The sequence below is a fragment of the Staphylococcus sp. FSL K6-0223 genome (assembly GCF_038008285.1).
The window spans coordinates 1,549,251-1,571,606 of sequence record NZ_JBBOYX010000001.1 but is presented as its reverse complement, the minus strand read 5'-3'; the positions used below and the strand labels follow the sequence as shown (position 1 = coordinate 1,571,606).

The 22,356-nt window shown below is 29.9% G+C and carries 25 protein-coding genes; 24 read left to right on the top strand and 1 reads right to left on the bottom strand.

Annotated features, from left to right (window positions below):
* Nucleotides 1–153 precede the first annotated feature (153 nt).
* Both MHI13_RS07705 and MHI13_RS07700 read left to right on the top strand, forming a co-directional pair.
* The gene (locus tag MHI13_RS07705) at nucleotides 154–993 is read left to right on the top strand and encodes a hypothetical protein (protein WP_070548268.1); all 840 of its coding nucleotides are present in this window, start codon (nucleotides 154–156) and stop codon (nucleotides 991–993) included.
* A gap of 316 nt (nucleotides 994–1,309) precedes the next feature.
* Nucleotides 1,310–2,068, top strand: a complete 759-nt coding sequence (locus tag MHI13_RS07700; RefSeq protein ID WP_070548266.1) for a hypothetical protein — start codon at nucleotides 1,310–1,312, stop codon at nucleotides 2,066–2,068.
* Nucleotides 2,069–2,548: 480 nt separating this feature from the next.
* Here the strand turns inward: MHI13_RS07700 and MHI13_RS07695 are convergent, their stop codons facing one another.
* The gene (locus MHI13_RS07695; protein ID WP_017174530.1) at nucleotides 2,549–3,304 is read right to left on the bottom strand and encodes a hypothetical protein; all 756 of its coding nucleotides are present in this window, start codon (nucleotides 3,302–3,304) and stop codon (nucleotides 2,549–2,551) included.
* A 432-nt stretch (nucleotides 3,305–3,736) separates the two neighbouring features.
* Between MHI13_RS07695 and MHI13_RS07690 the strand changes: the two genes are divergently transcribed.
* From MHI13_RS07690 to MHI13_RS07585, 22 genes are all read left to right on the top strand, one after another.
* Nucleotides 3,737–3,871: a beta-class phenol-soluble modulin gene (locus MHI13_RS07690; protein WP_017174531.1), complete on the top strand. Its 135-nt coding sequence runs from the start codon at nucleotides 3,737–3,739 to the stop codon at nucleotides 3,869–3,871.
* A 40-nt stretch (nucleotides 3,872–3,911) separates the two neighbouring features.
* Nucleotides 3,912–4,046 carry a beta-class phenol-soluble modulin gene (locus MHI13_RS07685; protein ID WP_048762353.1) on the top strand — a complete coding sequence of 45 codons (135 nt, stop codon included), beginning with the start codon at nucleotides 3,912–3,914 and terminating at the stop codon, nucleotides 4,044–4,046.
* A gap of 42 nt (nucleotides 4,047–4,088) precedes the next feature.
* Entirely contained in the window at nucleotides 4,089–4,223 is a 135-nt protein-coding gene (locus MHI13_RS07680) for a beta-class phenol-soluble modulin (RefSeq protein ID WP_017174533.1), read from the top strand.
* A gap of 34 nt (nucleotides 4,224–4,257) precedes the next feature.
* Nucleotides 4,258–4,392, top strand: coding sequence for a beta-class phenol-soluble modulin (locus MHI13_RS07675; protein ID WP_054105446.1), 135 nt, complete (start codon nucleotides 4,258–4,260; stop codon nucleotides 4,390–4,392).
* 42 nt (nucleotides 4,393–4,434) lie between these two features.
* Nucleotides 4,435–4,569: a beta-class phenol-soluble modulin gene (locus MHI13_RS07670; protein ID WP_002488710.1), complete on the top strand. Its 135-nt coding sequence runs from the start codon at nucleotides 4,435–4,437 to the stop codon at nucleotides 4,567–4,569.
* A 125-nt stretch (nucleotides 4,570–4,694) separates the two neighbouring features.
* Nucleotides 4,695–5,384 carry a YjjG family noncanonical pyrimidine nucleotidase gene (locus tag MHI13_RS07665; protein ID WP_002448764.1) on the top strand — a complete coding sequence of 230 codons (690 nt, stop codon included), beginning with the start codon at nucleotides 4,695–4,697 and terminating at the stop codon, nucleotides 5,382–5,384.
* Between the two features lie 380 nt (nucleotides 5,385–5,764).
* Nucleotides 5,765–7,378: a bacillithiol biosynthesis cysteine-adding enzyme BshC gene (gene bshC / locus MHI13_RS07660; RefSeq protein WP_049379535.1), complete on the top strand. Its 1,614-nt coding sequence runs from the start codon at nucleotides 5,765–5,767 to the stop codon at nucleotides 7,376–7,378.
* 142 nt (nucleotides 7,379–7,520) lie between these two features.
* Nucleotides 7,521–7,952 (top strand): division/cell wall cluster transcriptional repressor MraZ, encoded by a 432-nt coding sequence (gene mraZ / locus MHI13_RS07655; RefSeq protein WP_017174536.1) that lies wholly within the window; start codon nucleotides 7,521–7,523, stop codon nucleotides 7,950–7,952.
* Between the two features lie 14 nt (nucleotides 7,953–7,966).
* Nucleotides 7,967–8,902 (top strand): 16S rRNA (cytosine(1402)-N(4))-methyltransferase RsmH, encoded by a 936-nt coding sequence (rsmH, locus tag MHI13_RS07650; RefSeq protein ID WP_017174537.1) that lies wholly within the window; start codon nucleotides 7,967–7,969, stop codon nucleotides 8,900–8,902.
* A gap of 13 nt (nucleotides 8,903–8,915) precedes the next feature.
* Entirely contained in the window at nucleotides 8,916–9,317 is a 402-nt protein-coding gene (gene ftsL, locus MHI13_RS07645; protein ID WP_017174538.1) for a cell division protein FtsL, read from the top strand.
* Complete coding sequence (locus MHI13_RS07640; protein ID WP_037540980.1) at nucleotides 9,298–11,544, top strand: penicillin-binding protein; 2,247 nt, start codon at nucleotides 9,298–9,300, stop codon at nucleotides 11,542–11,544. The genes ftsL and MHI13_RS07640 overlap by 20 nt, the downstream gene beginning before the upstream one ends.
* A gap of 174 nt (nucleotides 11,545–11,718) precedes the next feature.
* A complete protein-coding gene (gene mraY, locus MHI13_RS07635) occupies nucleotides 11,719–12,684 on the top strand; it encodes a phospho-N-acetylmuramoyl-pentapeptide-transferase (RefSeq protein ID WP_054105447.1) in 966 nt (321 codons plus the stop codon).
* A gap of 1 nt (nucleotide 12,685) precedes the next feature.
* Nucleotides 12,686–14,032, top strand: coding sequence for a UDP-N-acetylmuramoyl-L-alanine--D-glutamate ligase (gene murD, locus MHI13_RS07630; protein WP_017174541.1), 1,347 nt, complete (start codon nucleotides 12,686–12,688; stop codon nucleotides 14,030–14,032).
* An 18-nt stretch (nucleotides 14,033–14,050) separates the two neighbouring features.
* A complete protein-coding gene (locus MHI13_RS07625) occupies nucleotides 14,051–15,196 on the top strand; it encodes a cell division protein FtsQ/DivIB (protein ID WP_054105449.1) in 1,146 nt (381 codons plus the stop codon).
* Between the two features lie 103 nt (nucleotides 15,197–15,299).
* Nucleotides 15,300–16,733 (top strand): cell division protein FtsA, encoded by a 1,434-nt coding sequence (gene ftsA, locus MHI13_RS07620; protein WP_017174543.1) that lies wholly within the window; start codon nucleotides 15,300–15,302, stop codon nucleotides 16,731–16,733.
* Between the two features lie 29 nt (nucleotides 16,734–16,762).
* Nucleotides 16,763–17,941 carry a cell division protein FtsZ gene (gene ftsZ, locus MHI13_RS07615; RefSeq protein WP_017174544.1) on the top strand — a complete coding sequence of 393 codons (1,179 nt, stop codon included), beginning with the start codon at nucleotides 16,763–16,765 and terminating at the stop codon, nucleotides 17,939–17,941.
* Between the two features lie 190 nt (nucleotides 17,942–18,131).
* Complete coding sequence (gene pgeF, locus MHI13_RS07610) at nucleotides 18,132–18,926, top strand: peptidoglycan editing factor PgeF (RefSeq protein WP_083300243.1); 795 nt, start codon at nucleotides 18,132–18,134, stop codon at nucleotides 18,924–18,926.
* Nucleotides 18,927–18,988: 62 nt separating this feature from the next.
* Nucleotides 18,989–19,663, top strand: a complete 675-nt coding sequence (locus MHI13_RS07605; protein ID WP_054105451.1) for a YggS family pyridoxal phosphate-dependent enzyme — start codon at nucleotides 18,989–18,991, stop codon at nucleotides 19,661–19,663.
* 5 nt (nucleotides 19,664–19,668) lie between these two features.
* On the top strand, nucleotides 19,669–20,259 hold the full coding sequence (locus tag MHI13_RS07600; RefSeq protein WP_017174547.1) for a cell division protein SepF: 591 nt from the start codon (nucleotides 19,669–19,671) through the stop codon (nucleotides 20,257–20,259).
* Between the two features lie 22 nt (nucleotides 20,260–20,281).
* Complete coding sequence (locus MHI13_RS07595; RefSeq protein WP_002455457.1) at nucleotides 20,282–20,578, top strand: YggT family protein; 297 nt, start codon at nucleotides 20,282–20,284, stop codon at nucleotides 20,576–20,578.
* A 75-nt stretch (nucleotides 20,579–20,653) separates the two neighbouring features.
* A complete protein-coding gene (locus MHI13_RS07590) occupies nucleotides 20,654–21,427 on the top strand; it encodes a YlmH family RNA-binding protein (RefSeq protein ID WP_054105452.1) in 774 nt (257 codons plus the stop codon).
* A gap of 63 nt (nucleotides 21,428–21,490) precedes the next feature.
* Nucleotides 21,491–22,171: a DivIVA domain-containing protein gene (locus tag MHI13_RS07585; protein WP_049382509.1), complete on the top strand. Its 681-nt coding sequence runs from the start codon at nucleotides 21,491–21,493 to the stop codon at nucleotides 22,169–22,171.
* Nucleotides 22,172–22,356: the final 185 nt, after the last annotated feature.

The following is a 22,356-nucleotide window of genomic DNA, read 5'->3' as shown; positions in this document are numbered from 1 at the left end:
GACTTCAATTTCGAGCTAAATAAATTATATCGTTATTAATAAGCATGCGAGTAAGCTAGATATATTTTCAAACGTCACTCATTGAGTGGCGTTTTTATTTTGGAAATAATTATGTATAATTATATTAAATATTTATAATGAGGTTAATTATTTATGAAAGTTAATAAAAAAACTGAATGTCTACTTTATGTTGTGTTAGGCGTTTTTAGCGGAATTATAGGATCTTCTATAATGATATTTATCATATATAATTATGAGTATAAAAAAGAATTTATTAAAATTACAATATCAATTGTAGGATTATTCGCCACATTTGGTGGTGCATATTTAGGTGCTAAAATTTCTGGTAATAATGCAATAAAATTAGCCAAAAAAGAAAGATTAATTGATGATATGATGATAAATAACCAGAGTAATAAAAACTTTTTAAGAAAAATAAGATCTACTTACTTAATAAATCGTTTAGACAACTCTCTAATTAATAAAATTATCAAAAATAGTTATGATTTAAATAACTATAGAAGAGCAGTAGTGACATTAAATCAAGAATGCAAATATATAATCAGTATCACTGATTTAGATAGTCTCTCAAATATCGTAGCTTTTGAGTACGATAATATATTTAAATCTATTGATCAATTAAGTACTTTTATTGGAATGCACTATGCTAATTTAGTTGAAAATGTTACAAATCAAATTAAAGATTTAGGGTATGATAATTTTGAAATACTATCATATGAAAGCCAAATGGAATTTAGAATTTTTAAAAAATTTAATAAATATATATATATTAGAATCAGAGATTTAGATGATTATAGTAAACAAGAATGGATACGATTAAAATTAAAGGAGTTTAATGGTTTGCTTAATAAAAAAACTATAGATGAAATAAATGAATTTATAAATGATGTAAAAAAAGAATGGTTAAATGTAAGTTTTAAAGAATCAAATCAATTAAGAGAATACATAGTAGAATATTTTAAAAATAAATAATGGTTAACAAATCTATATTTGAAAATATAAAATAAAAGTATTAAAGAGTTAGCACACGGACAAGTTAATATCAATTATGCAAACGTCACTTTCGAGTGGCGTGTTTTTGTGTACAAAACATTGACTTATATCTCATATTTTGGGAACATAAATTAATCTAAAAGAGAAATAGAATGTTAAAAATAATTAATGCTACGATTTATGTATGATATTTAATAGCTTTAAGTAATAAATAAAGAACTAAACAAATTGGATTAGGCTATTTTGTAGTTTCTATTTATAATGTTAAAATTTTACTTAAAAAGGTGAGGTATAAATGAATGGTATTGGAATAATATTAACTATAATAGGGACTTTTTTAACTGTGTTTAATACAATTTCTGCAATTAGGTGGAGAAGAAGGAATTATAATTATCGCAAACAAATAGATCATTATAAAAATGAACTAGAAGAATCAAATCAGAAATATATCAAAAATTTAAACAATAAAAAAGAGCTGACAGAATTTATTAATAATTTTGTTAAATTAAGTTATTCTACAATAATGTCATGTGTCGGTTTTTTATATACACTAGATTTTATTACTAAAAATCTTACCAAAAACAATGAATATATAAGTCATGAAAAACTAGAAGAATTATTACAAAAACATTTTAATATAAAGAAAGATATCAATATTTTGAAAACTGACACAACACAATTATATTTACATTCATCTGACGAAAATGAAATTGCATTAATAGGTGGTACTTTTAATGAAATTTATTTTTTAAATGAGTTTATTGAAGTTCAATTAATGAAACATTATAAAAAAGAAAAAATAAATAATAGAAAAGTTAGTAAAGATATACAAAGAGCACTATTATCTAGTGAAGATGTTTTGAAAATAATGAATAAATTAGATTCTATGTTAGTTAATAAATTAAACATATTATACTCAGATAATGAAGGTGATGGAACAATGACATTTGTTACTGGCACAGAATTTTTTAAATGGTATTTTCCTGAATATCCAAATGAAATAAAAACTTTGAAAATAGAAGATGTAAAAAAATATACATTTACAGATAAATAAATATAAATTGTACGCTGAGAGAAGCTCTGTGTTGCAGTGAGAAATAAAAAAGACGGATATTGATACTAAAGAAGTAGAAGAAGTTAAATATTCTTATCCACATTTTGAAAAAGTAACAAGTATTAAAATAGATAATATAGATGAATTAGAAATCTATGATGAAGCAAATTATGTATTTATTGGTAAATCAACTGTGGTAATTAAAGGTGATGAAACTCAGTATGTAAAATTTTTTGAATCGTAATTTAAATGTTTAATCTGATTTGGGGAAAATTTGGGGAAAATAATTTGAAATTGTATTAAAAGGTATGAAAAGGAATTAAGTAAAAATACTGATATTATAGGTTTTTAAAAGATTATCAAACGTTATAAAAAGTTAATAAATCCCTCCCAGGACGCTAATAAACCCCGTTAACCATTGTGGTTACGGGGTTTTTGCTTATCTGTTTTAAACTCACTATGATGACTTGCTTCAAGAATTTAATTATTATATTTATCCCATTTTCCAGCTGCTATGTCAGCTTCTTGTTCTTTAATGTTTTGATAGACTTCTTCAGCGTCATCACCTTCGTAGTAACCTTGCTCAATTGCATGTTTTGTTTGAAGTTCTCCAGATGAAAGACCGCCATTATATTTTTTTCTGAGTGCATCATAATACTCATCTTCAGTTTCTGCTGCATTGATTTCAGCATTAGGATCCGGAGTTGCATTTTCATCATCTACTGAAACATCTGACTCATTTGGTCGGTCATAAATTGATTTTTCTTGACCATTTTCAACTCTAAGTGAACTTTGATACGCTACACTAGCAGGACCTTCCATTACATTTCCTTGTGGAATAATTCCATTTGCAACTGCACTATTGTAAGCTTGTATCTTTTGTTCTTCACTATAATTTCCATAAATAATTGATTCTAATGTACTTCTATCTTTAATATTAGAGAAATCAATTTGATTATTATTTTGAGATGAAACATCTTCTATGGTATCTTTTGAATCTCTTTCTTCGTTTGACTTCTGTTCATTACTTGTATTTTCAGTATTTTGATTTTGGATAGTTTTGTCATTATGTTCTATAGAATTCTTATCTGATTTTGAAATATGCTTATCTTCTTTCTCTTTTTTATTGTTGGTATCATTCTGTTCTTTTTTATTATCACCAGTTAAAGAAAAATCATTATCACATGCACTTAATATTAAAAAACTACTAAATAATAAAATGAAATATTTTTTCATATGTATTCTCCGTTCGTTCACTCAATTAGTAATTATTAATAACACAGTCCTTTTATTCACATTTTACGTAGGAATTACTTTTAACATCACCACCTTATAACCATTTAATTAAGTTTACTAGAATAAATATAATGAAAATATACACTTTTGGATTATATCATATAATTATGTATTAAATATTTTTAATTATTTTATTTTTATAATCTAAAAAACTTTGACGAGATAGACATATTTGAATTCCTAACTGTAAATATAAATTTTTAAATTGCACAGTTTTGATGATTTAAGTATAAGTTACGGAAAATGACACAACTATCTAAATAAACCCTTTATAGTAAAGATAACAAAACGATAGTTAAACAAAACAAAGCAAGCAATACAGTAACCTATCGTTTTAGAATTTTACCAATTAATTTCTAAGGAGTGTATGAAATGGAAGGTTTATTTAACGCAATTAAAGATACAGTAACTGCAGGTATTAATGGTGATTGGACAAAATTAGGTACAAGTATTGTTGGTATCGTAGAAAACGGTGTAGGTTTAGTTAGTAAATATTTAGGTTTCTAATTTAAAGATAATTATAAATAGTACAAAGGAGATAACAAACATGGATAAATTATTCGACGCAATCAAAAATACAGTAGACGCAGGAATTAACCACGACTGGACAAAATTAGGTACAAGTATTGTTGACATCGTATCAAATGGTGTAAGCATTCTAGGTAAATACTTAGGATTCTAACGTAATAATATTTAAAAATAAAAAAAGAATGGAGAAATTCAAATGACTAAATTAGTAGAAGCAATTAAAAATACAGTAGACGCAGCACAAAGCCAAGATTGGACAAAATTAGGTACAAGTATTGTTGACATCGTATCAAGTGGTGTAGGTATCTTAAGTAAAGTATTCGGATTTTAATTAATTATTAATTACGTATAAAGGGGTTATTAACATGGATAAATTATTCGATGCAATCAAAAATACAGTAGACGCAGGAATTAACCAAGACTGGACAAAATTAGGTACAAGCATTGTTGATATCGTATCAAATGGTGTAAGCATTCTAGGTAAATACTTAGGATTCTAATGTAATAACATTTAAAAATAAAAAAAGAATGGAGAAATTCAAATGACTAAATTAGCAGAAGCAATTGCAAATACTGTAACAGCAGCACAAAATCAAGATTGGACAAAATTAGGTACAAGTATTGTTGACATTGTATCAAGTGGTGCAAGTGTATTAGGTAAAGTATTTGGTTTCTAATACTTAATAGCAAGTATTCAACACTTAAGGATTAATCCTTAAGTGTTTTTATTTTTTGGCATTATTTAATGAATCATGACAAATCTGCTAAAATAATATACATACTATAATTTAGGAGTATAAAAATGAAATACGATACTATTTTACTTGATTTTGATGATACAATTGTGGACTTTTTTGATGCAGAAGATCGAGCATTTCATCAAATGGCACATCATTTCGGTCATTATCCAACTGAAGAAGATTTTCAATATTTTAAGAAAGTAAATCAAAATCATTGGGAAGCATTTCAAAAAAATGAACTATCTAAAGAAGAAGTATTAACACATCGTTTTATTAATTATTTTAAAGAGTATGGCATAGACGTAGATGGTAAAAAAGCCGATGTTTTATTTAGAGACGAACTAGCTAAAGCACCATTAAAATTCTTCAACTCTACTTTAGAAACAATTGATCGATTAAGCCAAGAATGTGAATTGTTTATTGTGACTAATGGTGTTACAGATACTCAAAAACGTCGTATTGCTCAATTAGAGTTTAAAGATATCTTATCTGGAGTATATATATCAGAAGAAACAGGATATCAAAAACCTATGAGTGAATTTTTTGATTATATCTTTGAGAGAATTGGTGAAGAAAAAAGAAAGACTTCAATAATAGTAGGAGATTCTCTTACATCAGATATACTAGGTGGAAAAAATGCTGGTATTACAACATGTTGGTTTAATTATCGTAATAAAGAAAATAACAGTGATATTGTACCGGATTATGAAATACAATCTTTGTATGAATTGGTTAATTTAGTGGAAGAATGATTAATAACAGACCTGAGCTAAATGGCTCAGGCTTATTTATGCAAATAGCGTTTATAGCTTAATGATTTGGAAACCATACTAGTATATTGAACCCTTATGCAAATCTTTATTATTAATTTCTTTTTCTTTAAATTCCTCAAATAATTCAACAGTTTTTTTAATTTATTTAAAGATGTTGAACTTTACTCATGTTTTCATTATCATTTAAATTCTTTATATATATTGTATCGTCATTAATATACGATTTTCATTTAATAACATATTAATTACTTATAATCTGATAAAATGGATTTGAATTTCAATATTTAAGCCGTAAAATTGTCATCTAAGGATATAATCTTTATACTGAATAAGTAATGTTATATTGAAGGAGTAAGGGAATGAACTGTAAAGTAACTAATTTTCAAGAAAAAGATTCATTTATTACTAAGTTAGAAAACAGTGATGAAACATTATTGAAATTTTATCAATATAATCCAGTCAAACCATCTAGTTTTAATCAAAGAATGAATCGTCCTAATAATGGTAGAGAGCAACAACTTGCTCAAGTGATTAAATCATATATGTCAGATTTGAATATAACAGAAATTCAACAGACTCATCTTACTGCACTCAGTGAAGGAGCTAAAGTGGTAATTGGGGGCCAGCAAGCTGGTCTTTTTGGTGGACCTTTATATACGTTTCATAAAATTCTTTCAATTGTTAATTTAAGTCGTGAGTTAACTGAAACATACCAACAAACAGTTGTACCTGTTTTTTGGATTGCTGGTGAAGATCATGACTTTGAAGAAGTAAATCATACGTATGCTTATAATGCAAAAGACGCTCAATTACATAAAGTAAAATATCATACAATGACATCGCCTGAAACAAGCGTCTCTCGCTATATTCCAGAAAAGGAACAGATGATTGAAGCACTTAATCAATTTTTTAAAGAATTAAAAGAAACGAAACATACTAACGCACTTTATCAAGTATGTTTAGAGATTATAGAAAAGTACAATAATTGGACTGATATTTTTAAAGGGTTACTTCAAGAAGTATTTAAAGATTACGGTGTACTATTTATTGATGCTCAATATGAAAAAATTCGTGAATTGGAGAAGCCATTATTAAAAAATATTATTCAAAAACATAATGAAATTAACCAGGCGTTTAGAAAAACACAAAAATTAACTACGCAATCAGGTTTAAACAAAATGATTGAAACAGATACCAATGTCCATTTGTTCCTTCATGAAGATAGTATGCGTCAACTAATTATTAAAAAAGATGATGTATTCAAATTGAGTAAATCAGATATTACATATAATAAAGATGAATTGTTAAAATTAGTTGAAAAAGAACCAACTCGTTTTTCTAATAATGTTGTAACTAGACCAGTAATGGAAGAATGGCTATTTAATACGGTAGCTTTTATTGGAGGACCAAGTGAAATTAAATACTGGGCTGAATTGAATGAAGTATTTAAAATTTTAGATGTTGAAATGCCTATTGTTTTACCAAGAATGAAAATCACTTATTTACCAATTAGAATAGAAAAGCTAATTAATCAGTATAAGTTAAATGCTGAAAATGTTATTATGAACGGTATAGAAACGGATAGAGAAAACTTCGTTCGTAGCAAAGCCTCAGATACATTTATTAAAAAAGTAGAGTCTTTAAAAGAGAATCATGCCAAAATATACGAATTACTTCTTAAAGAAGTGAATGATAATCATGACAATATCAATTTAGTAAAGAAAAATTATGACATTCATAATAAACAATTTGAATATTTATTAAACCGATATTTACTTAACATTGAAAGAGATAACGATATAAGTATGAAACATTTTAGAGAGATTGAACATGTATTGCATCCAATGGGTGGTCTACAAGAAAGAATTTGGAATCCACTTCAAATGATGAATGAATTTGGGATAGATGCGTTCAGTCCTTCCACTTATCCTCCACTTAAATATACATTTAACCAAATAGTTATAAAACCTTAATTTGTAAGGGAGAGACCCATATTATTTAAATAGATAATATGGGTCTTTTTATGTCAAATTAAAGAATTTTAAGATATTTTACATAATTAGTGGAGGATAGTGGTGAGATGTGGTAAATTATTAATAAGGTGAGGTGGTAATAATGTTCATGGGAGAATACGAGCATCAATTAGATGCTAAAGGACGTATGATAATTCCATCTAAGTTTAGATATGACTTAAATGAACGTTTTATTATCACACGAGGCCTTGATAAATGTTTGTTTGGCTACACGCTTGAAGAATGGCAACAGATTGAAGAGAAAATGAAAACCTTACCTATGACAAAAAAAGACGCACGTAAGTTTATGCGTATGTTCTTCTCTGGAGCTATCGAAGTAGAGCTAGATAAGCAAGGGCGTATTAACATTCCTCAAAATTTGAGGAAATACGCAAATTTAACAAAAGAATGTACGGTAATAGGTGTCTCAAATCGTATAGAGATTTGGGATAGAGGAACTTGGAATGAATTTTATGAAGAATCAGAAGAAAGTTTTGAAGATATTGCCGAAGATTTGATAGATTTTGATTTTTAATGGAGGAATTTATAGTGTTTCATCATGTAAGCGTTATGCTAAAAGAAACAATAGATGAATTAGACATCAAAGAGGATGGCATATATGTAGATTGTACGCTTGGTGGAGCCGGTCATGCACTCTATTTATTAAATCAATTAAACGATGACGGTAGGTTGATTGCAATCGATCAAGATACTACTGCCTTAGAAAATGCTAAAGAAGTACTAAAAGATCACTTACACAAGGTCACGTTTGTACATAATAACTTTAGAGAATTAACTGATATTTTGAAAAATTTAGGAATTGAAAAAGTAGATGGTATTTACTATGACTTAGGTGTTTCAAGTCCACAACTTGATATACCTGAAAGAGGATTTAGTTATCATCATGATGCAAAGTTAGATATGCGTATGGATCAAACGCAAGAATTAACTGCATATGATGTTGTTAATGATTGGTCTTATGAAGCATTGGTTAAAATCTTTTATCGTTATGGAGAAGAAAAGTTTTCTAAACAAATAGCGAGAAGAATAGAAGCACACCGTGAACAACAACCTATTGAAACAACATTAGAGCTTGTAGATATTATTAAAGAAGGTATTCCAGCTAAAGCTCGAAGAAAAGGTGGTCATCCTGCTAAACGCATTTTTCAAGCGATAAGAATAGCAGTGAACGATGAACTATCTGCGTTCGAAGATTCAATTGAACAAGCCATTGAGCATGTTAAAGTAAAAGGTAGGATTTCAGTCATTACTTTCCATTCTCTGGAAGATAGACTATGCAAGCAAATTTTCCAAGAATACGAAAAAGGACCTGACGTGCCTAGAGGGTTACCAATTATTCCTGAAGCTTATACACCTAAGTTAAAACGAGTAAATCGTAAACCAATTACTGCTACAGATGAGGATTTAGACGAAAATAATAGAGCACGTAGTGCAAAATTACGTGTTGCTGAAATATTAAAATAAGGAGTAATTGAGGATGGCTGTAGAAAAAATTTACGAACCATATGAACACATTCAGCACACTAGCATACCGAAAGAACAACCAAAAACACAATCTGAGACGAAAACAGTAACTAAAAAGGTTGTTGTTCAACTTACGCGATTTGAGAAATTTTTATACATAACGCTTGTCACAGCAATTGCTGTTCTAGCAATCTATATGCTATCTTTAAAAATGGATGCATACGATACAAATGATAAAATTGCCGAGTTAGATCAAAAGATTGAACAACAATCTAATGAAAACAATGCAATTCAATCTGAAATTAAGAAAAATTCTTCTTATGAGCGCATTTACGATCAGGCTAAAAAACAAGGTATGAGCCTAAAGAACGATAATGTAAAGGTAGTGCGTACTAATGGCGAAGCGAAAAATTAAAATTAGAAAAAATAAATTAGGAGCAGTCCTCCTTGTTGGATTATTCGGACTGCTCTTTTTTGTATTGGTTTTAAGATATTCATATATCATGATAACTGGACATTCAGATGGACAAAATTTAGTGATGCGCGCTAATGAAAAATATCTCGTAAAAACGCAAGAACAGCCTGAAAGAGGGAAAATTTACGATAGAAACGGTAAAATTTTAGCCGAAGATGTTCAACGATATAAATTAGTAGCTATTATTGATAAAAATGCTGGAGAAGTTGGTGATACACCAAGGTATGTTAAAGATAAAAAGAAAACAGCAAAACAATTATCAAAAATTATTGATATGAAGCCTGATGAAATTGAAAAGCGTCTTAATCAAAAGAAAGCCTTTCAAGTTGAATTTGGACAGAAAGGGACAAATTTAACATATCAAGATAAAGTTAAACTCGATAAAATGGACTTACCAGGCATCACCTTATATCCAGAAACTGAACGATTCTATCCTAACGGTAATTTTGCTTCTCATTTAATTGGTATGGCTCAAAAAAATCCTGATACCGGGGAATTAAATGGTGCATTAGGTGTAGAAAAGATTTTTAATAGTTATCTAAATGGACAGAAAGGCTCGCTATCTTATATACATGACATTTGGGGTTATATTGCACCAAACAGTAAAAATGAAAAAGCGCCAAAACGTGGTGATGACGTTCATTTAACCATTGATTCAAATATACAAGTATTTGTCGAAGAGGCCCTTGATGATATGGTGAAACGATATGAACCAAAAGATTTATTTGCAGTGGTTATGGATGCGAAAACAGGAGAAATTCTTGCATATAGTCAACGTCCAACGTTCAACCCCGAAACGGGTAAAGACTTTGGAAAAAAATGGGCGAATGATTTATATCAAAATGCCTATGAGCCTGGGTCAACATTTAAATCATATGGATTAGCAGCTGCCATTCAAGAAGGTAAATTTAATCCTAAAGAAAAATTTGAATCTGGTCATCGTGATATTATGGGTTCAAGAATTTCTGACTGGAATAAAACCGGTTGGGGAGAAATTCCAATGTCATTAGGTTTCACTTACTCATCTAATACATTGATGATGCATCTTCAAGATTTAGTTGGTGCTGACAAAATGAAATCTTGGTACGAGCGCTTTGGTTTTGGTAAATCAACAAATGGCATGTTTGACGGAGAATTAAAAGGAAATATTGCTTGGTCAAATGAATTACAACAAAAAACATCAGCATTCGGTCAATCGACTACAGTGACACCTGTACAAATGATACAAGCACAATCAGCTTTCTTTAATAAAGGAAATATGTTAAAACCTTGGTTTGTTCAAAGTATAGACAATCCAATTTCAAAGAAAACATTCTATAAAGGTGAAAAGAAAATAGCTGGAAAACCTATTACTTCAGAAACTGCGGATAAAGTTGAAACAGAATTAGATAAAGTAGTAAATAGTGATAAAAGTCATGCTTCCAATTATCGTATTGATGGTTATGATATTGAAGGGAAAACAGGTACTGCTCAGGTCGTTAATGAAAATGGTAGTGGATACGTTAAAGGAGCAAATCCCTACTTTGTAAGCTTTATGGGAGATGCGCCAAAAAAACATCCAAGAGTTATTGTTTATGCCGGTATGAGTCTTGCTCAGAAAAATGACCAAGAAGCATATGAATTAGGGGTAAGTAAAGCTTTTAAACCTATCATGGAAAATACACTTAAGTATTTAAATGTAGGCTCTAAAAAAGATGAGACTCAATCAGCACAGTATAGTAAAGTGCCAAATGTTGTAGGGCAACCAAGTCAAAAGGCACAAGATAGTCTTAAAGGAAAAGATTTACAACCTGTCATTATTGGTAATGGTAATACAATAAAAGCTCAATCTACTAGAGCTAATACAAAATTATTACCGAATAGTAAAGTGTTAGCAGTGACAGACGGCGATATTACTATGCCCAATATGAAAGGTTGGACAACAGACGATGTCCTAGCCTTCCAAGAATTAACTGGAATCAATGTTACGACTAAAGGCAGTGGATACGTAACAAAACAATCTGTAGCGAGTGGGTCAACACTCAAAAGTAATAATAAAATTGAAATAGAATTATCTACTGATGATCCTAATGATAGTACATCCTTAACTGATTCGAGTGGATCTGATTCAAATAACACTTCAGATAATTCAACTGATACAACGTCTAATGATAAAAACGATTCATAAGAACAAATGATGTCGTTTTAAATGATTATAAATAAGGTGTCATATATTATGTATACCTTATTTATAATCTCATTTTCTTACATAATATATATAAAATTAGTTTGAAAATTGATAAGATTATAAAGGAAATAAAGTGAAAAACGAATAAATTTAAAATACATAAAGGAGATTACCATGCTTTTTATATTTGCGATTATCGCATTACTTATCACATTTATTTTAGTTCCTGTACTTATACCGACACTTAAAAGAATGAAATTTGGGCAAAGTATCCGCGAAGAAGGCCCTCAAAGTCATATGAAAAAAACGGGTACACCAACCATGGGTGGTTTAACATTTTTAATTAGTATTATTATTACATCTATTATTGCTATATTTTTCACAGATCATTCTAATCCTATTATTCTATTACTCTTTGTCACAATAGGATTTGGACTCATTGGTTTTATTGATGATTACATTATTGTAGTTAAAAAAAATAACCAAGGACTTACAAGTAAGCAGAAATTTTTAGCTCAAATTGCAATAGCAATTATATTTTTCATTCTAAGCGATGTTTTTCATTTAATAGAATTTTCAACAAGTATAAATATTCCATTTACTAATTTTGAAATTCCATTGTCGTTTGCGTACGTTATTTTTATTATTTTTTGGCAAGTTGGTTTTTCAAACGCAGTTAATTTAACTGATGGATTGGATGGATTAGCAACTGGCTTATCAATTATTGGATTCACTATGTATGCAATTATGAGTTTCATGTTAAATGCTCCTGCAATTGGTACTTTTTGTATTATTATGATTTTTGCATTACTCGGTTTCTTACCGTATAACTTAAACCCAGCTAAAGTGTTTATGGGAGATACAGGAAGCTTAGCATTAGGAGGTATTTTTGCTACAGTTTCAATTATGTTAAACCAAGAATTTTCATTACTTTTTGTAGGTTTAGTATTTGTTATCGAAACATTATCAGTAATGTTGCAAGTATCATCTTATAAATTAACTAAAAAAAGAATCTTTAAAATGACACCAATTCATCATCATTTTGAACTTAGCGGATGGAGTGAATGGAAAGTTGTTTCAGTATTTTGGCTTGTGGGCTTAATTTCAGGATTAATTGGATTATGGATAGGAGTGCATTAGAATGCTAAATTATACAGGATTAGAGAATAAAGATGTTCTTGTAGTTGGATTAGCAAAAAGTGGTTATGAAGCTGCTAAGTTATTAGTTAAATTAGGTGCAAATGTAACTGTAAATGATGGGAAAGATTTATCTAAAGATCCCCATGCAAAAGACTTAGAAACATTAGGTGTGAAAATTGTTGATGGTGGTCATCCATTATCATTACTTGATAGCAACCCGATTATTGTTAAAAACCCAGGTATACCTTATACAGTTTCAATTATTGATGAAGCATATCAACGAGGCCTTAAAATTTTAACTGAAGTAGAATTAAGTTATTTAATTTCTGAAGCTCCAATTATCGCTGTGACTGGTACAAATGGTAAAACAACAACAACTTCTCTCATTGGAGATATGTTTAAAAAAAGTAGATTAACTGGAAGACTTTCAGGAAATATTGGGTATGTTGCTTCTAAAGTAGCTCAAGAAACGTCACCTGATGAATATCTAATCACTGAATTATCTTCATTCCAATTACTTGGCATTGAACATTACAAACCTCACATTGCCATCATTACAAATATCTATTCTGCTCATTTAGATTATCATGAGTCATTAGAAAATTATCAAAATGCGAAGCGACGTATTTACAAAAATCAAACAGAAGATGATTATTTGATTTGTAATTATCATCAACGTCATTTAATTGAAACTGAAAATTTAAAAGCTAAAACATTATATTTTTCTACTCAACAAGAAGTAGATGGCATCTATATTAAAGATAATTATATCGTTTATAATGATGTTAACCTTATTAATATTGATGATTTAGTTTTACCAGGAGAACATAACTTAGAAAATATTTTAGCTGCTGTTTTAGCTGCGATACTTGCAGGCGTGCCAATTAAGGCTATCGTAGATAGTTTAACAACATTCTCAGGTATTGAACATCGATTACAATATATTGGAACGAATCGAACAAATAAATACTATAATGACTCTAAAGCAACCAATACATTAGCAACACAGTTTGCTTTAAATTCATTTAAACAACCTATTATCTGGTTATGTGGTGGTTTAGATCGAGGTAATGGATTTGATGAATTAATTCCTTACATGAAACATGTTAGAGTAATGGTAGTTTTCGGTGAAACTCAAGATAAATTCGCTAAATTAGGTAATAGTCAAGGTAAAGAAGTAATCAAAGCAGTTGATATAGAAGATGCAGTAAAAAAAGTTCAAGATGTCATTGAACCTAATGATGTTGTTTTACTTTCACCAGCATGTGCAAGTTGGGATCAATATAAAACATTTGAAGAACGTGGCGAAAGATTTATTGAAAGTTTCCGTGCATACCTACCATCTTAATTAAAGGATGTGAAGTAATTGGATGATACAAGGGGCAATAGAAATAAAAAGATTCGTTCTATCAAGCGTTCATTTGATAAAGACAAAACTGAATTAGAAAATGATAAAAATAAAAAAATTAAAGATGATGTTAAATCAAAAGATAGACTCCAAAAAGAAAAGAATCTTTCAAATGATAGAAGGTCAAATAAATCTTTAAATTCTTCGAAAAATAAAGGTGAAAATTTAAAGAAAGAAGTAAAAACAAGGTTAAGAGAAAAGCGCAATAAATTTCAAAATGATAAATATAGTCACTTAACGGTAACTGAAAAACGAGAACAACAAAAGATAGATAAAAGAAAGCGACAAAAACGTATTCAATATATTATTGTTACTACTTTAATACTTTTAATTATATTATTTCTACTATATATGTTTACACCATTAAGTAGAATTTCTCATGTTAATATTAGTGGTAATCATAATGTAAGTGATAGCCAAGTTGAAAAAGAATTAAATATCAAAAAAGGATCACGCATTTATACTTTTAGTAAAAGCAAAGCTATCAATAATTTAAAGAAAAATTCATTAATCAAAGATGTTCAGATTAATAAACAGTTGCCTAATACTTTAAATGTTAAAATTATTGAAAATAATTTAGTAGGTATTGTAAAAGATAAAAATAAATATGTGCCAATAATTGAAGGAAATAAAAAATTAGACAATTATAATGGTGATATTGCGAATAGTGCACCTGTATTAGAAGATTTTAAAGGTGACAATTTAAATCGTATCACGAAAGCATTATCTAAAATGTCTAATGAAACGAGAGATATGATTTCAGAAATAAAATATGCACCTTTGCAGAATCAACAAAATCGAGTCCTTTTATATATGAAAGATGGCATGCAAGTAGTAGGAGACATCAATACTCTAGCTAACAAAATCGAGTATTATCCTCAAATGTCTCAATCTCTTGCAAAAGATAGTTCAGGTCAATTAAAAACACAAGGATATATTGATTTATCTGTAGGAGCATCATTTATTCCATATAATGAAAATAGCAGTATTAATTCTAAGTCCGATCAAAATGTTCGTCAAAAAACACAGCAAGAAACAGAAGCAAAAAATGAATTACAAAGTGCATTAAATAAAATAAGCGAACAATCGGATACAAATAATTAAAAAATTTCGATAATAATATGTGTTTATAGTTCACAAGCTAAACGACGTATTGTAAACTAAATATAGTGTATTTTAATAGTATTTTGTCAGGAGGTGCCTATCTATGGAGGAACATTACTATGTAAGCATAGATATTGGTTCATCAAGTGTTAAAACAATAGTAGGCGAAAAATTTCACAATGGTATTAATGTGATAGGTACAGGGCAAACCTACACTAGCGGTATTAAGAATGGATTGATTGATGATTTTGATATTGCGAAACAAGCAATTAAAGATACAATTAAAAAAGCTTCTATCGCATCAGGTGTGGATATAAAAGAAGTTTTCTTAAAATTACCTATCATTGGTACTGAAGTGTACGATGAAGAAAACGAAATTGATTTTTACGAAGATACAGAAATTAGTGGATCACATATTGAAACAGTATTGGAAGGTATACGTCAAAAAAATGATGTACCTGATACAGAAGTTATTGATGTGTTTCCGATTAGATTCATTGTAGATGGAGATAACGAGGTTTCGGATCCTAAAGAACTCATTGCAAGACACTCGTTAAAAGTAGAAGCAGGTGTTATTGCAATTCACAAGTCAATTCTAATTAATATGATTAAATGTGTAGAATCTTGTGGAGTAGATGTATTAGACGTCTATTCAGATGCTTATAACTATGGCTCTATTTTATCTGCAACTGAAAAAGAATTAGGTGCATGTGTAATTGATATTGGTGAAGATCTCACTCAAATCGCCTTTTATGAACGCGGTGAACTTGTAGATGCCGATTCAATTGAATTAGCTGGACGTGATATTACAGATGATATCGCAGAAGAATTAAACACTACATATGAAACAGCTGAAAAAATTAAACATCAATATGGACATGCTTATACACAATCAGCGTCTGATCAAGACGTTTTCAGTGTTGATCAGGTAGATAGTGACGAATTAGTAGAGTATACTCAAAAAGATTTAAGTGCAGTTATTGAAAGAACAGTGCAAGATATCTTTGATGAGGTATTTGATGTGTTGGTAGATTTAGGATTAACTAAAGTAAATGGTGGATTCATTGTTACAGGTGGTTCTTCAAACTTATTGGGCGTTAAAGAATTACTAAGTACAATGGTTAATGAAAAAATAAGAATCCATACACCGTCTCAAATGGGAATTAGAAAACCTGAATTTACTTCAGCGATTTCTACAATATCTAGTAGTATCACATTTGATGAATTATTAGATTATGTTACAATAAATTATCAAGATAATGATGAATTTGAAGAAGAAGTCATTGAAAATGACGAACACAATCATACTTCAAAGTCAGGTGGCTTTGACTGGTTTAAACGTAAATCTAATAAAAACGAAGACACTGACGAAAATCATCAACCGGAAGTACGTGAAAAAGCGGAGAAACATGATGATTATGAAACGTATGACGAAAACAACCATCAAGATGGAACACATCATTATGATGATGAACATGAAAAATCTGATAAAGAAGAAAGCAAATTTAAAAAGCTTATGAAATCTCTATTTGAATAATTGGCCATTAAGACTAGGAGGAAAAATAAATGTTAGAATTTGAACAAGGATTTAATCATTTGGCGACATTAAAAGTCATCGGTGTAGGTGGCGGCGGTAACAACGCTGTTAACCGCATGATTGATCATGGAATGAACAATGTTGAATTTATTGCTATTAACACTGATGGGCAAGCTTTAAACTTATCTAAAGCAGAATCTAAAATACAAATCGGCGAAAAATTAACACGTGGTTTAGGTGCAGGTGCAAATCCAGAAATTGGAAAAAAAGCTGCTGAAGAATCACGCGAACAAATTGAAGATGCTATTCAAGGCGCTGATATGGTATTTGTTACTGCTGGTATGGGTGGCGGTACTGGTACAGGTGCTGCACCAGTAGTTGCTAAAATTGCTAAAGAAATGGGAGCATTAACAGTGGGTGTTGTAACTCGTCCATTTGGCTTCGAAGGACGTAAACGTTCTACACAAGCAGCAGCAGGTGTTGAAGCAATGAAAGCGGCAGTTGATACATTAATCGTTATCCCTAACGATCGTTTATTAGATATTGTTGATAAATCAACTCCTATGATGGAAGCATTTAAAGAAGCAGATAATGTTTTACGTCAAGGTGTTCAAGGTATCTCTGATTTAATCGCTGTATCAGGTGAAGTGAACTTAGACTTTGCTGACGTTAAGACAATTATGTCTAACCAAGGTTCTGCATTAATGGGTATTGGTGTATCTTCAGGCGAAAATAGAGCAGTGGAAGCTGCTAAAAAAGCTATTTCATCTCCATTACTTGAAACATCAATTGTTGGTGCTCAAGGTGTGTTAATGAACATTACAGGTGGAGAATCTTTATCTTTATTCGAAGCCCAAGAAGCAGCTGATATTGTACAAGATGCAGCAGATGAAGATGTAAATATGATTTTTGGTACTGTAATTAATCCAGAATTGCAAGATGAAATTGTTGTAACAGTAATCGCAACTGGATTTGAAGATAAACCAACATCTCAAGGACGTAAAGCGTCAAGTACTGGTTTTGGTTCAAGTGCAACTTCTAGTACATCAACTCAAAGTGCACCAAAAGAAGACTCATTCACACATAGTACATCTAATTCACGTCCTTCTGATGGTCTAAGCGAAAGAAGTCATACTACTAAAGATGATGATATTCCTAGCTTTATTCGTAATAGAGAAGAAAGACGTTCTAGAAGAACTAGACGCTAATATTAAAGTATAAATATAAAGAAAGGAGCAGTGATTTCTGAGGAGAATGCTGCTCTTTTTATTTTGTTTAATTTAAAAAGAAATATGTTATATAATACATTTATCTACATCTTTTAATCGAAATGCTGATAAAATATAAAACAATAGTCTAGGTATGATTATTCTTAAAAGTGAAGGTGGTTTTCACAACGTGGAAAAATTTATAAAACAGCCACATTATTTGAATTATACATCACAATATGATCAGTTAACACTTGGTTTTACTACACGTGAAGGTGGAAAGAGTCCATATCCAAGAGATGCGTTTAATATGGCACGTTATATTGATGATGAACCTAGTCATGTGACGCATCATCAAGAGATATTAGCTAATGCTATCAACTTTCCTACACAACAATGGGTTTTTCCTATTCAAACACACGAAAATAATATCGCTCACATTACTAAAGCACATTGTGGCGCTAATATTAAGGCATTAGGTAATGAATTATATGGAATTGATGGTATGTATACTTATGATTCAGATATATTATTAACGATGTGTTATGCTGATTGTGTACCTGTATATTTTTATAGTGAGAAACATCATTTTATCGCTCTAGCTCATGCGGGGTGGAGAGGAACATATGGTCAAATAGTAGTAGAAATGCTTAAATATGTAGAATTTGACTATCAAGATTTAAATGTAGTCATAGGTCCGGCAACTTCTTCAACCTATGAAATAAATGATGATATTAAAAAGAAATTTGAAACATTACCTATTAATTCTGATAAATATATTGAAACACGTGATACTGATCGACATGGTATTGATTTAAAATTAGCCAACGCTTTATTATTAAAAAATAGTGGTGTACCAGCTGAAAATATTAATATTACAAAATACACTACGTCAGAAGACTTATCGCTTTTTTTCTCTTATCGTGTTGAAAAAGGTAAAACTGGTAGGATGTTAGCATTTATAGGTCAAAAGGGAGAAGTGTAGTGTAATACAGTTATATCACTATAATCCTTTATGTCATTACAAAGTTAAGAGGTTGATATATAATGAAAGTAACAGAAAATTTAGAAAAAATACAAACGGAAATTAATCATCATCTTGAAAAAAGTGTGATTAAGACCGCTCCAAACGTGATTGCAGTAACAAAATATGTTACAATAGACCGAGCAAAAGAAGCGTATGATGCCGGTTTAAGACACTTTGGAGAAAATAGATTAGAAGGTTTTTTAGAAAAAAAACAAGCCTTACCTAAAGATGTTACAATGCATTTTATCGGTTCACTACAGTCTAGAAAAGTAAAAGATGTGATTAATGACATCGATTATTTACATGCACTAGATCGTTTGAGTTTAGCAAAAGAAATTAATAAAAGAGCAACTCACACTATTTCATGCTTTATCCAAGTGAATGTTTCTGGTGAAGAAACTAAACATGGTATTGCGCTTAGTGAAGTTAATGATTTTATTGAACAAATTAAAGCATTCGACAATATTAAAATTGTTGGATTAATGACAATGGCGCCTTATACCGATGATAAGGACTACATACATCAGTTATTTAAACAATTGAGATTAAAACGAGATGAAATTAAAAACCTTAAATTGAATTATGCACCATGTGAATATTTATCTATGGGAATGAGTAATGATTATACTATTGCTGTAGAAGAAGGTGCTACATTTATAAGAATAGGGACTAAACTTGTTGGAGAAGAGGAGTGAGCCCCGTGGCTATCAAGGATTTATTTAATAATTTTTTCCTAATGGAAGATGAAGAAGAAGTCGAAAGCCCTGCTGAAAGACAACAGCGTGTAACACAAAATGAAGAAAATCAAAATCGTAATATGCAACAGCAACCTATTGAAAGAACACAGAATAATCAAAATCACTTAAAAACTGTACCTCAAAAGAAAGTATCAAAAAATTACAATACTGAAGAAAGGAATTATCGTATGGGACATACATCAAATAAGTCTAATTCAAAAAATGTTGTTACTATGAATCAATCAGCTGGTACAGGTTATAGTAATTACGAAAATTCAAAAATGTGCTTATTTGAACCTCGTGTATTTTCAGATACTCAAGACATTGCAGATGAACTTAAAAATCGTCGTGCGACATTAGTTAACTTACAACGTATTGATAAAGTATCAGCGAAACGTATTATTGACTTCTTAAGTGGAACAGTTTATGCCATTGGCGGAGATATACAACGTGTAGGTGCTGATATCTTCCTTTGTACACCTGATAATGTTGAGGTGGCAGGTAGTATTACCGATCACCTTGAACAGATGAATACACAACAACATTACGAATAATTTAAGGAGTAGAATATAATATATGGATGTTGGTATATTAGCTAGTATATTTAACTTTATATTATTACTGGTTCAAATTTATTATTGGGGAATGATTATTTATTTCTTTACTTCATGGGTTCCAACAATTAGAGAATCTAAATTTGGATCATTTTTAAGTAAGATATATGAACCTTTCTTAGAGCCATTTAGAAAGATTATTCCACCCATTGGTATGATTGATATTTCATCAATTGTAGCATTATTTGTACTTGTATTATTTCAATATGGATTGAAAAGTATTTTTGATATGATATTAAATTATTTAATACTAAAATAATTTTATAATAAGTTAGTAGAGCCTGTGATATGCATAATGTCTCAGGCTTTTTAACACTTAAAAAAGGAGGCGTGAATCATCGATATTTATCAGCATTTTAGAAATGAAGAACAACCACTTATTGATCAATTATTAGATAAATGTGAACAAGTTAATCAACAATATGCACCTGTATTGACTTCATTTTTAGATCCTAGAGGACAATATATATTAGAAGTCATCGTCGGTAGTTTTGAAGATATGAAAGTGAGCTATTTCGGTGGTCAATCGGCAGAAAGAAAGAGAGCAATTATTGCGCCTAGTTATTTTGAACCTACTGAAGATGATTTTGAAGAGGTATTAATCCAAATTAATTATCCCGAGAAATTTGTGTCTATTCAACATCAACATGTACTTGGAACTTTAATGTCTTTAGGTATAGAAAGAGAACAAGTAGGAGATATACTTGTTGGTGATACGATTCAGTTTGTTTTGACAAAGCAATTGGAATCATATATTATGATGGAATTAACAAAGATTAAAGGTGCTACAGTTAAACTTGATTCTATTCCATTTAAAGATATGATACAATCAAAAGAGAATTGGAATATTCATCATAGTACAGTCAGTGCTTTAAGATTAGATGTCGTTTTAAAAGAAATGATTCGAAAATCTAGATCAATCGCTAAACAATTAATTGAAAAAAAACGGGTAAAAGTGAATCATACTTTAATCGATTCTCCCGATTTTCAACTTCAAAACAATGATTTGCTCTCTATTCAAGGATTTGGACGTGCTCGAATTGTTGATATAGGTGGCAAAACTAAAAAAGAAAAAGTTCATATAACGTATCAAACACTATTTAAGTAAATGATATTGATTGATAAATAATAAAAACACCTTTATGATGGTTTGTTTTAAGGAGGATAACAGATGGCTTTTACACCTAATGAAATAAGAAATAAGGAATTTACAAGAGTGAAAAATGGTTTGGAGCCTGCTGAAGTTAGCGACTTTTTAACTCAATTAAGTAATGAGATTGAAAGACTTAAAGAAGAAAAAAAACAACTTGAAAAAGTGCTTGAAGAGAGAGATACTAATATTAAATCTTATCAAGATGTTCATCAATCAGTAAGTGATGCGCTTATTCAAGCTCAACAAGCTGGAGAACAAACAAAAATTGCTGCCACAAAAGAATCAGAAGCAATTATCTCTAAAGCAAAAGCGCAAGCTGATGTGATTGTAAATGATGCTATTGAAAAAGCACGTCATTTATCTTTCCAAACTGAAGATATGAAACGTCAATCTAAAATATTTAGATCAAGATTTCGTATGCTTGTAGAAGCACAGCTGGATTTATTGAAAAATGATGATTGGGATTACTTATTAAATTATGATTTTGATGCAGAACAAGTGACACAAGAAAATATACAGCATTTAAATCCACAAGATGTAAATCCAAATGCGAATAATGAAACTCCAACGAGTGAAACAACTGAGACAGTATCAAATGAGGAAAATCAGTCAATCAATTCTAATGAAACAACTAATACAAGTAAGTCTACATCTGAAAATAAGGATGTTTCAAGTAGCGAATCATCATCAAATAAATAGTTAATAAAATGTCAGACACGTAAAAAATAATAAACTTTTCACAGCGAGTTAGGAGACGGTGCAAGCCTAATATAAGTCTATTTTTTATATCACTGACATATTAAAATTTTATAATATTAAGAAGAGAACTCTAAGTTGAGTTAAGAAGGGTGGTACCGCGGATTTCCCGTCCCTATTAATTGAAC